9 protein-coding genes are annotated in these 12,137 nt (G+C 71.0%); 5 read left to right on the top strand and 4 right to left on the bottom strand.

The features are described from left to right. Window positions 1-66: 66 nt before the first annotated feature. From M8J74_RS22755 to M8J74_RS22740, 4 genes are all read left to right on the top strand, one after another. A complete protein-coding gene (locus M8J74_RS22755) occupies window positions 67-828 on the top strand; it encodes a DeoR/GlpR family DNA-binding transcription regulator (protein ID WP_249838213.1) in 762 nt (253 codons plus the stop codon). Then, on the top strand, window positions 825-1,772 hold the full coding sequence (gene pfkB / locus M8J74_RS22750) for a 1-phosphofructokinase (protein ID WP_249838212.1): 948 nt from the start codon (window positions 825-827) through the stop codon (window positions 1,770-1,772). Before M8J74_RS22755 ends, pfkB begins: the two co-directional genes overlap by 4 nt. Before the next feature lie 586 nt (window positions 1,773-2,358). Beyond that, on the top strand, window positions 2,359-4,467 hold the full coding sequence (locus M8J74_RS22745; protein WP_249838211.1) for a PTS fructose transporter subunit IIABC: 2,109 nt from the start codon (window positions 2,359-2,361) through the stop codon (window positions 4,465-4,467). Window positions 4,468-4,569: 102 nt separating this feature from the next. After that, window positions 4,570-4,854, top strand: a complete 285-nt coding sequence (locus M8J74_RS22740) for a hypothetical protein (protein ID WP_249838210.1) — start codon at window positions 4,570-4,572, stop codon at window positions 4,852-4,854. A 21-nt stretch (window positions 4,855-4,875) separates the two neighbouring features. On the opposite strand, the gene M8J74_RS22735 is transcribed toward M8J74_RS22740, so the two are convergent. The 4 genes from M8J74_RS22735 to M8J74_RS22720 all read right to left on the bottom strand — a co-directional run bounded on the left by M8J74_RS22735 (window position 4,876) and on the right by M8J74_RS22720 (window position 9,605). Beyond that, entirely contained in the window at window positions 4,876-5,622 is a 747-nt protein-coding gene (locus M8J74_RS22735; protein WP_058924795.1) for a DUF6227 family protein, read from the bottom strand. 196 nt (window positions 5,623-5,818) lie between these two features. Beyond that, window positions 5,819-7,027, bottom strand: coding sequence for a L,D-transpeptidase (locus M8J74_RS22730; RefSeq protein ID WP_283948470.1), 1,209 nt, complete (start codon window positions 7,025-7,027; stop codon window positions 5,819-5,821). A gap of 252 nt (window positions 7,028-7,279) precedes the next feature. After that, on the bottom strand, window positions 7,280-8,308 hold the full coding sequence (locus M8J74_RS22725) for a P1 family peptidase (RefSeq protein ID WP_249838208.1): 1,029 nt from the start codon (window positions 8,306-8,308) through the stop codon (window positions 7,280-7,282). Between the two features lie 40 nt (window positions 8,309-8,348). After that, window positions 8,349-9,605, bottom strand: coding sequence for a low temperature requirement protein A (locus M8J74_RS22720; protein ID WP_249838207.1), 1,257 nt, complete (start codon window positions 9,603-9,605; stop codon window positions 8,349-8,351). A gap of 228 nt (window positions 9,606-9,833) precedes the next feature. On the opposite strand from M8J74_RS22720, the gene pflB reads away from it, so the two are divergent. After that, window positions 9,834-12,131 carry a formate C-acetyltransferase gene (gene pflB / locus M8J74_RS22715; protein ID WP_249838206.1) on the top strand — a complete coding sequence of 766 codons (2,298 nt, stop codon included), beginning with the start codon at window positions 9,834-9,836 and terminating at the stop codon, window positions 12,129-12,131. The last annotated feature ends 6 nt before the right edge of the window (window positions 12,132-12,137 follow it).

Below are 12,137 nucleotides of genomic sequence, written 5' to 3'. Positions count from 1 at the left end.
CCGAGAGAAACCACAAGTTCGGGCATCAGGTGGGAAGACTCGGACATCGAGGCGGAGGCGACGGAGATGTACGCACCGGAGCGGCAGCAGGAGATCCTCCGGCTCGCCCGTGACGGCGGCCGCGTGGACGTGGTGTCGCTGGCCGAGGAGTTCCAGGTGACGGCGGAGACCATCCGCCGGGACCTGAAGGCCCTCGACCGCGCCGGCCTGGTCCGCAGGGTGCACGGCGGCGCCATTCCGGCCGGCCGCCTCGACTTCGAGCCGGACCTCGCCGAGCGCGAGGGGACCTCCACGGACGAGAAGGACCGCATCGCCAAGGCCGCCCTCGCGGAACTGCCGACCGAGGGCACGATGATCCTCGACGCCGGGACGACCGTGGCCCGCGTGGCCGCCGCGATCCCGCTGGAGTCCTCGCTCACCGTCGTCACGCACAGCCTGCCGATCGCCGCCCGCCTCGCGGACCACCCCGGCATCCAGCTCCACCTCGTCGGGGGGCGCGTACGGCACCGCACGCGCGCCGCCGTCGACGCGTGGGCGCTGCGCGCCTACGGCGAGATCCGCGCGGACGTGCTGTTCGTCGCGGCCAACGGCTTCTCCGCCGAGCACGGCCTGACCACCCCCGACCTCGCCGAGGCCGCGGTCAAGCGCGCGGCCGTCGCCGCCGCCCGCCGCGTGGTGCTGCTCGCCGACTCCTCCAAGCACGGCCAGGAGCACTTCGCCCGCTTCGGCGACCTGAGCGACGTGGATCTGCTGATCACCGACAGCGGGCTGAGCCGACAAGACGCCGTCGACATCGAGCGCGGCGGCACGGAAGTAGTACGCGCATGATCCTCACCGTCACCCCCAACCCCTCCCTCGACCGCACCTACGAGGTCCCCTCGCTCGACCGCGGCGGGGTCATCCGCGCCACCGGCGAGCGCATGGACCCGGGCGGCAAGGGCGTGAACGTCTCGCGCGCCGTCGCGGCCGCCGGACGGCGCACGGTGGCGGTCCTGCCCCTGGGTGGTGCGCCGGGGGCGCTCGTCGCCGACCTGCTCGACGCGCAGGGCATCGAGGTCGCGCCGGTGCCGGTCGCCGGCGCCACCCGCTCCAACATCGCGCTCGCGGAGGCGGACGGGGTGCTGACCAAGATCAACGCGCCGGGTCCGGAACTGTCCGCGGAGGAGCAGGAACTGCTGCTGGAGACGGTGCGCGCGCAGTCGCGCGACGCGGACTGGATCGCGTGCTGCGGGAGCCTGCCGCGCGGCCTCGCGCCGGCGTGGTACGCCGATGTTGTCGCGCGGGCGCACGCCGGGGGCGCGCGGATCGCGCTGGACACCTCGGGGCGTGCGCTCCTGGAGGCGCTGCGCGAGCGGCCCGACGTGGTGAAGCCGAACGCCGAGGAGCTCGCGGAGGCCGTCGGGCGCCCGCTCGCCACGGTGGGCGACGCGGTGAAGGCGGCCGAGGAGTTGCGCGAGATGGGCGCGCGCGCCGTGCTCGCGAGCCTGGGCGCCGACGGACAGCTCCTGGTGGACGGCGCGGGCGCCTGGTTCGGCAGCGCGCGCGTGGACGTCGTACGCAGCAACGTCGGCGCCGGCGACTCGTCTTTGGCCGGCTTCCTGATCGCCGGCGGCAGCGGACCGGAGGCGCTCGCCTCGGCGGTGGCGCACGGCGCGGCGGCCGTCCAGCTGCCGGGCAGCGAGATGCCGACGCCCGACGACCTGGACCTGGCGGCGGTGACGGTGACCGCCGACGTACCGGTCGACCGCGAGCTGACGGAGCCGGCGTCATGAACATCCGTACCGGGCGAGGTTCCGGTGTCGTGGACGTCCGTACCGGGCGAGGTTCCGGTGTCGTGGACGTCCGTACCGGGCGAGGTTCCGGTGTCGTGGACGTCCGTACCGGGCGAGGTTCCGGTGTCGTGGACGTCCGTACCGGGCGAGGTTCCGGTGTCGTGGACGTCCGTACCGGGCGAGGTTCCGGTGCCGTGGACGTCCGTGACGCCCGTGCTTCCGGTGTCGTGGATGTCCGTACTGGCCGTGGTTCCGGTGCCGTGCACGTCCATACCGGCCGAGGTTCCGGTGTGCGTCATACGGCCGCCGGGCGGCGAGACTCCCCGTTACTCGCCGCGGCCGACGGGAGGCAGGGCCACCTGAGCCGCCCTGACCTCACCGGGAGGCGGGGTCTCCCCGGCCCCGCCTCCACCGGAGCCGCCTCCACCCGGCTCGCCTCTACTGGACGTGTCCTGACCGGACCCGCCCGCACCGGCGGCCCTGAGTTTTCCGCCACCCCGCATGCCACCCCCCACGGCACCCCCGTCCCCGTCCCCACCCCCGCCCACCCCACTCCATGGGCGATACGCGTGCTAAGGAGCCCGCGATGAGCGACATGATCACCGCGGACCTGGTCGATCTCGACCTGTCCGCCGACACCAAGGAAGCGGCGGCGCGTGCCCTCGCCGAACGCATGGTGGCCCTGGGCCGGGTGACCGACCTGGAGGGCTTCCTCGCCGATGTGGCGGCGCGCGAGGCGCAGATGCCGACCGGCCTGGACGGCGGCATCGGCATCCCGCACTGCCGCAGTGAGCACGTCACCGAGCCGACGCTCGGCTTCGGGCGCAGCGCCGCGGGGATCGACTTCGGCGCGCCGGACGGCCCCGCCGACCTGATCTTCCTGATCGCGGCGCCCGCCGGTGCCGACGACGCCCACCTGACGATCCTGTCGTCGCTGGCCCGGCAGCTGATGAACGCGGAGTTCACCAGCGCGCTGCGGGCGGTGGGGGACGCGTCGGCCGCGGCCGCGCTGATCCGCGGGGACGAGACGCCCGAGGCGGCGGTCGCCGGCGCGGGTACGGGCGCCGCGCAGGGCGCCTCCGAGGACTCCGTGGCGTCGTCGGCGGCGGCCTCCGCCGACGACGCCACGGACAACACCGCCCCGGCAGCGGGCGCGAGCGCTCCCGCCGAGGACGCCTCCGCCGAGCGGCCCTTCCGCATCGTCGCCGTCACCTCCTGCCCGACCGGCATCGCCCACACGTACATGGCGGCCGAGTCGCTGGAGAACGCCGGCCGCGAGGCGGGCGTCGAGGTCGTCGTCGAGCCCCAGGGCTCGGCCGGTTTCACCCGGCTCGACCCGGGCGTCATCGCGGCGGCGGACGGCGTGATCTTCGCGCACGACGTTCCCGTACGGGAGAAGGAACGCTTCGCCGGCAAGCCCACCGTCGACGTCGGCGTGAAGGCCGGCATCAACCGCCCCGGCGAGCTGATCACCGAGGTGCGCGGCAAGGCGGCGCGCGGTGAGGTGACCGCGGGCGCCGCCTCGGGCGCGGGTACGCCGGTCGAGCGCGCCGGCGACTCCGGCGAGGGCTACGGCACGAAGCTGCGCAAGTGGCTGATGTCCGGCGTGAGTTACATGGTCCCGTTCGTCGCGGCCGGCGGTCTGCTGATCGCCCTCGGGTTCGCGATCGGCGGGTACAAGATCAAGTCGGCGCCCTCGGTGATGGACCACTTCGTCTGGACGCAGACCGACAGCTGGGCCGCCCTGATGTTCCAGATCGGCGCCGTGGCCTTCGGCTTCCTGGTCCCGGTGCTGGCCGGCTACATCGCCTACGGCATGGCGGACCGGCCGGGCCTCGTCCCCGGCTTCGTCGGCGGCATGATCGCCTCCACGATCAACGCGGGCTTCCTCGGCGGCCTGGTGGCCGGTCTGCTGGCCGGTGGCGTGGTGATGGCCATCCAGAAGATCGACATCCCGGCCGTGCTGCGCGGCATCATGCCGGTGGTGGTGATCCCGCTGATCTCCTCGGCGATCGTCGGATTCCTCATGTTCGTCGTGGTCGGCAAGCCCATCGCCTCCGCCCAGAAGGCCATGACCGACTGGCTGAACGGCCTCTCCGGCTCCAACGCCATCCTGCTCGGCGCCCTGCTCGGCCTGATGATGTGCTTCGACCTCGGCGGCCCCGTCAACAAGGTCGCGTACACCTTCGCCACCGCCGGCATCGCCGTCTCCAACCCGAGCGACTCCGCGATGAAGATCATGGCCGCGGTCATGGCCGCCGGCATGGTCCCGCCGCTGGCGATGGCCCTGGCCACCACGGTCCGCGGCAAGCTCTTCACCGAGACCGAGCGCGAGAACGGCAAGGCCGCCTGGGTCCTCGGCGCCTCCTTCATCTCCGAGGGCGCCATCCCGTTCGCCGCCGCCGACCCGCTGCGCGTCATCCCCTCCGCCATGGTGGGCGGCGCGATCACCGGTTCGCTGTCGATGGCCTTCAGCACCACCCTGCGCGCCCCGCACGGCGGCATCTTCGTGGTCCCGCTGATCGGCAACCCCTTCCTCTACCTGATCGCCATCGCGGTCGGCGTGTGCGTCACCACCGCCCTGGTCGTCGTACTGAAGGGCATGCGCAAGCCCGCACCGGGCGCCGTGGGCGCCGGCAAGACGGACGGCACGGCCACCGCGGCGGCCGAGGCGAAGCAGCCGGTGGCGGCGTAAAGATCCATTTGTCTCTTTGAGGCGCTGTGAGTGGTTCACGCCACCTGCGAGATACGTCACGGTCCGGGCCCAAGGGTCCGGACCGTGGTGTCTACTGGGTGCATGCCTGATGAGCACGTCCCGGTTCTGCAGTCGATGGGCGCGGCGATACTTCTCCTCACCGCCGCCCTGTGGGTGTTCGCCCTGTACGCCTTCGCCCGCCGTGGTCACTTCGGGCCCGTTCCGGGGCTCGCCGTCGTCCGCGGTCCGCGCGTCCTCCCGCGCCGGCGCCAGTCCGCTCCCCACATCGAGTTCGTTGAGCTGACCCCGGCGGAGAGAGCCGCGTTCGCGGGGCTCGTACGGCAGCTCAGCGACGGCCGCCGGGGCGGGCGCCGGAGGCGTGCGTAGAGGGCCTGCGCGCTCCGTTTCTCAGGAGACCTGAGCCGCCCGCCGCTCCATGGCGTCCCGCGCCGCGTCCTCCGTCACGTACACCTCGCACATGTGCCGCCCGTCCGGCGTCGCCGTGTGCTCGACCTCCCAGAGGGAGACCTCCTCGCCGTCGCGCAGCAGGAAGGCGTGCTCGTAGAGCGCGAAGCACAGTCCCGCGCGCCGCGCGCGGCAGGGGCGCCCGAAGGCCTGCGTGATCTGGTGCGCGAACGCCGTCGTGAGTAACGCGGCCGTCTCCGCGCCCGGCCGGTCGGTGTTCTCGGCGCGGCGCAGGAGCCGGCGCGCGTGGTCGGCCGAGTCGTCCGGCGCGTACGCGTGCCGGGGCGCGGGAACCGGCGACAGGTGCACCGTCACCGGCAACTCGAAGTCGGGGGTGTCCGGCGGCAGGGGCAGGCGCGCGGTGGCGGCGCGCAGCTCCTCCTCGTCGACGTACACCTCGTGCTGGGCGGCGCTGCCCGGCGCGGGATTGTGCACGAGCTCCCACAGGGTGAGTGCCGAGCCGTCGGCCAGCAGCCAGGTGTGCCGGTACGTCTCGCGGTGCAGCCCCGAACTGTGGTGCGCGGAGTGCAGCGAGCTGTCGTGCGCCAGCGCACACTCCAGACGCTGTATGACCTCGTCCGGCAACTCGAATGAGTTCAGGGCACGGCCGAGGAGTCGCGCGAGGTGCTCCTCCGGAGACTCGGGCGACTCGGGTGGTTCGTACGCTGCTGTCTCGTACGGAACGCTCAAGGTTTCTCCCGGCGTTGCTGCATGTCACCTTGTGGGTGCATACCGTAGCCCCTCGGTCGGACATCATGTCCGGGAACCGAGAAAACGTGCGCACGGAAAACGAGCGGGCCGTGTGAGAAATTCCCACACGGCCCGATGACCTGTCAGAACTCGCTGCTCAGGAGCTCCTTGGGGCGATCATGCGCGGTGTGCGCGATCACGCGGCGCTTCCCGCCACCCACTCGTTCCACGGCAGGTTCCACCCGTTGAGTCCGTTGTCCGGCGCCACGGTCTTGTCGGGGGAGTTCTTGACGATCACGACGTCCCCGACGAGCGAGTTGTCGTAGAACCACTTGGCGTTCGTGGCGCCCTGCGCGCCCTGCGCGTCCGCGAGCCCCACGCAGCCGTGGCTGGTGCCCTCGCGGCCGAAGGGCGGGTTGCCCTTGTTGTACCAGTAGTTGCCGTGGATGAACGTCCCCGACGTCGTCAGTCGCATCGCGTGCGGCACATCCGGGATGTCGTACTCGCCGCCCAGGCCGACCGTCTGGCTGTTCATGCGCGTCTGCACGAACTTCTCCGAGATCACCATCTGCCCGTTGTACGTGGTGTGATCCGGGCTGCCCGACGAGATCGGCAGCGTCTTGAAGGTCTTGCCGTCCCGCACCACCGTCATGGTCTGCGTGTTCACGTCGACCGTGGAGACCTGCGAGCGCCCGACGGTGAAGGTGACGGTCTTCTTCTGCACCCCGTAGACGCCGTTCGCGCCCTCGACGCCGTCCAGGTCGATCTTCATGGTGACCTTGGAGCCGGCCTTCCAGTACTCCTCGGGCCGGAAGTCGAGCCGCTGCGAGCCGAACCAGTGTCCGACCACCTTCTGCCCGCTGCTGGAGGTGACCGTGATGTGCGACTGCACGGCCTTCCTGTCGCTGATCACCTTGTCGAAGTCGAACGACACCGGCATCCCGACCCCGACCGTGGTCCCGTTGTCCGGCGTGTACGTACCGATGAAGCTGTTCGCCGAAGTGACCGTGGTGAAGATGGAGTTGGCGGCCGCCGTGCGACCGTCCGAGTCCTTCGCGGTCGCCGAGATCTGGTACTTGGTCCCGCGCTCCAGCTGCTGGTTCGGCTTCCAGGTGCCGCCGTTGCCGGATATGGAACCCGGCACGGCCTGTCCCGTCCCCGCCAGGGTCATCTTCACGGCGGTCAGTCTGCCCCCGCTGACCTTCACGCCGGTCGAGTTGATCGACGCGGCGGTCGAACCGTCCTTCGCCGAGATGCTGATCTTGGCCGTGGACGTCTTGGGCGAGCTGTTGCCGGTCTTGCCGTCGCTGTTCGAGTCGGCGTTGGCGTCACCGCCGCAGGCGGTGAGGGTGAGGGCGCCGACCATCAGGACGGCACTTGCCCCCAGTGCGCGCCGCGCTGCCATGTTCGGCGTTTTCACGTGCTGCTCCCGGTTTTCGTGGTGTGCGTGCTCCGCTCCAGTGCGTGGGGAAAGAGGGGGCGGGTGGTCCGGGAGGTTCCCGCCGTACGCCTTGGACGCCGTCGCGTGACAGAACCGGGACAATGTGCGGGAGGGGTGTTGTCGCTGGTGGGGGCGCGGGCGCGCGGAGCCGGCGCGCACGGCGCGGTGCCGTGGTGAACTCGCGCTGTGCGCCCGGTGTGTTCGGACGCCGCCGGCTCACCGGCTCCCGTACAGCTCCTCGTACGACGGCCACGCCCCGCCCGGTCCGTCCACCGACTCCGCGGCGCGTACGGCGCGCACGATGGCCCGCGCCACCACGTCCGCGCCGGCAGCGAGGATCTCGTTGAGCGCGAGGGGGTTTTCGGCGTCGAGCGGGTGCGCGCCTGTCGCCAGCGCGAACACCGTGTCGCCGTCGTTGAGCAGGTGGACCGGCCGCACGGCGCGCGCGATGCCGTCGTGCGCCATGCCGGCGAGCTTCTGCGCCTGCGCCTTCGACAGGTCCGCGTCGGTGGCGACCACGGCGAGGGTGGTGTTGAGCGGCGGGCGCCCGTTCCTCGCCGCACACTCTGCGAGACGCCGGCGCGCGGCCTCGTGGACGCCCTCCTCCGGGTACTTCACGCGCCCTTGGAACAACTCCCCGTACAGGACGCCCGTTTCGGGGTCCACCACCGACCCCGCCGCATTGGCCACCACCAGCGCGGCCACGGTCACTCCGGAGCCGAGAACAGCGCTCGCCGTGCCCACCCCGCCCTTCAACGGCCCGACGGCCGCCCCCGTACCGGCGCCCACACACCCTTCCGGCACGGGCGCGCCGACCGTGCTCGCCGCGGCCGCCTCGACCGCGGCCCGGCCGGTGGTGGCGTCGGGCCGGGCGCGGAAGTCGCCGCCCCGCCCCAGGTCGAAGACGCACGCGGCGGGCACGACCGGCACGACGTGCAGTGGATCCGTTCCGACGCGCACCCCACGCCCCCGCTCCTCCAGCCAGCCCATCACACCGGAAGCCGTGTCGAGCCCGTACGCGCTGCCGCCGGTCAGGACGACCGCCTCGACCTTCTGCACGAGGTTGCGCGGGTCGAGGGCGTCGGTCTCCTTCGTACCGGGACCGCCGCCGCGCACGTCCACGGCGGCCACCGCGCCGCCTTCCGGGGCGAGGACGACGGTGGTTCCGGTGAGCCAGCCGTCACCGGTGCGCGTCGCGTGGCCCACGCGCACGCCGAGGACGTCGGTCAAAGCGTCAACTGCCATGGACCCAGTGTGGACCGGGTCCATGACGTGAGCGGCTTCGTCAGGCGACCGGACTCGTCGTGCGCTCCCCGCTCGCCCCGGCCGCCCGGCGCTCCCGGGAGAGCATGCGCGCCGTCAAGGTCACGCCGGTCGCCACCGCGAGCCCCGACACGATGCCGGCGGCGAGCACCGCCCAGTCACCCAGGAAAGTGCAGGCGATCACCAGGAGGGCCGTCACGGGCAGCACCAGCTGCTGCGCGATGCCCACCTTGAAGTAGCGGGAGTGCAGCGCCCACACCGTGAGCAGGTACAGCGCCGTCGGCAGGGTCACCGCGGCCGAGGCGGACAGCGTGGAGATGTGCGCCTTGCCGACCGCCTGCTCCACCGCCACCTCCAGCCCCGCGCCGATCGCCGCCGCCGAGGCGAAGATCAGGTAGTGGCCGTAACCCCAGAGGAACGCCTGCCCACTGGTGCGCAGGCGTCCGTGGATCGGCACGACGAAGTAGATCCACCAGGCGGCGAACACGATGAGCAGGCCGCCCGCCGCGATCGGCAGCAGCTCGCCCAGCGCGTCGTGCTCGTCCACGCCCGACTTCACGGCCACCGTGGCGGCGGCGATGGTCTCGCCGAGCACGATGATGGTGAACAGCCCGTAGCGCTCGGCGATGTGGTGCGGGTGCCAGGCCGTGGTGGAGGCCTTTTCGGCGTACAGCGGCACGCACAGCTCCGCGATGACCATCACCAGGAAGACCCAGGGACGGGCCGGTTCGGGCAGCAGGACCAGCCCGAGCCAGCCGACCATGCAGAGCAGGATGCCGCCCGCGTACCTGAGGGCGGTGGTTCTTTCCGCGCCTTCCGCGGATCTCGCCGCTCTCAGCCACTGCGCGGCCATCGCCAGCCGCATGATCAGGTAGCCGAGCCAGACCACGGTGTAGTCGTGGTCCTCGAAGGCCCGGGAGATCCCGGCGGCCAGCACGAGGACGCCGGCGATCTGCACGAGGGTGACGGCCCGGTAGAGGGCGTCGTCGTTGTCGTAGGCCGAGGCGAACCAGGTGAAGTTCATCCACGCCCACCAGATGGCGAAGAACAGCATCGCGTAGCTCATGATGCCGTCGCCCGCGTGCCCACCGGCCACGGCGTGCACCAGGCCGACGCCCGCCTGGGCGATGGCCACGACGAAGCACAGGTCGAAGAAGAGCTCGAGCGGCGAAGCGACACGATGGGCCTCGTCCCGGCCGCGCGCGGTGAGCCGGCGCAGCGGTCTGTGGCGTTCGTGCGCGCCGGAGGGCGCCGGGGGAGGAGTGGCACTGGACGTCATGGACCCAAGCACACCAGATAACCTGCCGGAATTCTTGTGAAGCGTTTCACAAGCGGTCCCGGTCCTAAGGTCCCGTCGAAAGGGCCAGGTCAGCGTCTTTCGCCGGGATTCTGATCGATAATCGATAGGACCTTTGGACCGAGATCGGGGACCAACGCAACTCCCTGGGGCGCCCGCGTCGGCGTGCAATGGAGCCGTACCCACGAAGCGATGCGGAAGGTCTCGGCCATGACTGCCACTCCTGCGGAAACCACCCCGGTCACCCCTGCCGAGGAGACGCCGCGTGAACCGTCCTCGCAAGGAGACGCCTGGAAGGGCTTCCGCGGCGGCCTGTGGCGCGACACCGTCGACGTCCGCGACTTCGTCCAGCACAACTACGCCCCCTACGAAGGCGACGGCTCCTTCCTCGCCGGCCCCACCGAGCGCACCAGCCTCGTCTGGAAGAAGCTCCTCGGGATGTTCCCGACCGAGATCGAGCGCGGCATCTACGACGTCGACACCAAGACCCCCTCGCGCATCGACGCCTTCGCCCCCGGGTACATCGACCGCGACCTCGACGTGATCGTCGGCCTGCAGACCGACGCCCCGCTCAAGCGCGCCATCATGCCCAACGGCGGCTGGCGCATGGTCGAGACCGCCCTGAAGGCCTACGGGTACGAGCCCGACGCGGCCGTCCGGGAGATCTACACCAAGCTCCGCAAGACCCACAACGACGGGGTCTTCGACGCCTACACCCCCGAGATCCGCGCCTGCCGCTCCTCCGGCATCATCACCGGCCTGCCCGACGCCTACGGCCGCGGCCGCATCATCGGCGACTACCGCCGCGTCCCCCTCTACGGCGTGGACCGGCTCATCGTCGCGAAGCGAGCGGACAAACTCGCAGTCGAAGCTCTCTGGCCGAGTGCGGAGGTCATCCAGGAACGCGAGGAAATTTCCGAGCAGATCCGCGCCCTCGAAGAACTCAAGGTCATGGCCCTCTCCTACGGTCACGACATCTCCGGCCCCGCCCGCACCGGCCGCGAGGCCGTCCAGTGGCTCTACTTCGCCTACCTCGCCGCCGTCAAGGAGCAGAACGGCGCCGCCATGTCGATCGGCCGCATCGACGCCTTCCTCGACATCTACCTCCAGCGGGACATCGAGGCCGGCCTGCTCACCGAGTCCGAGGCCCAGGAGATCATCGACGACTTCGTCATCAAGCTCCGCATCGTGCGCTTCCTGCGCACCCCCGAGTACAACGAGCTCTACTCCGGCGACCCCACCTGGGTCACCTGGTCCATGGGCGGCATCGGCACCGACGGGCGCCCCCTGGTCACCCGCACCACCTTCCGCGCCCTCAACACGCTCTACAACCTCGGTCCGGCCCCCGAGCCCAACCTGACCGTCTTCTGGTCCCCGCGTCTGCCGGAGGCCTTCAAGAAGTACGCCTCGCAGGTCGCCATCGACACCAGCGCCCTGCAGTTCGAGTCCGACGACCTGATGCGCCCCAAGTACGGTGACGACACCGCCATCGCCTGCTGCGTCTCCGCGATGGCCATGGGCAAGCAGATGCAGTTCTTCGGCGCCCGCGTCAACGTCGCCAAGGCCCTCCTCTACGCCATCAACGGCGGCCGCGACGAGAAGTCCGGCAAGACGGTCGTCGAGGGCTTCGAACCGATCACCGACGAGTACCTCGACTACGACACCGTCCTCGCCCGCTACGACGCCATGCTCGGCTGGCTCGCCAAGACCTACGTGCACGCGCTCAACGTCATCCACTACATGCACGACAAGTACGCCTACGAGCGCCTCGAGATGGCCCTGCACGACCGGGCGATCCTGCGCACCATGGCCTGCGGCATCGCCGGCCTGTCCGTCGCGGCCGACTCGCTGTCCGCCATCAAGCACGCACGCGTGAAGGTCGTGCGGGACGAGACGGGCCTGGCCGTCGACTACGTCGTCGAGGGCGACTACCCGGCGTACGGCAACAACGACGACCGCGCCGACGACCTCGCCCGCTGGATCGTCCACGACTTCATGGAGAAGGTCCGCCGTCACCCGACGTACCGCGACGCGGTGCACACCCAGTCGGTCCTGACGATCACCTCGAACGTCGTCTACGGCAAGAAGACCGGCAACACTCCCGACGGCCGCCGCGCGGGCACTCCCTTCGCGCCCGGCGCCAACCCCATGAACGGCCGGGACGAGCACGGCTACATCGCCTCGGCGCTCTCCGTCGCCAAGCTCCCGTACGACGACGCGGAGGACGGCATCTCGCTGACCAACACCATCACCCCGGACGCCCTGGGCCGCACCCCCGAGGAGCGCGTCGACAACCTCTCCGGCGTCCTGGACGGGTTCGTGGCCGACGACGGCTTCCACATGAACGTCAACGTCCTCGACCGGGCGACCCTGGAGGACGCGATGGAGCACCCCGAGAAGTACCCGCAGCTGACCATCCGGGTCTCCGGCTACGCGGTCAACTTCGTCCGCCTCACCCGTGAGCAACAACTCGACGTCATCAACCGCACCTTCCACGGCTCGCTCTGAGGAGCA

The sequence above is a fragment of the Streptomyces panaciradicis genome, assembly GCF_023516615.1.
Lineage (GTDB): Bacteria > Actinomycetota > Actinomycetes > Streptomycetales > Streptomycetaceae > Streptomyces > Streptomyces panaciradicis.
This window is presented reverse-complemented; position numbering and strand designations above follow the sequence as displayed.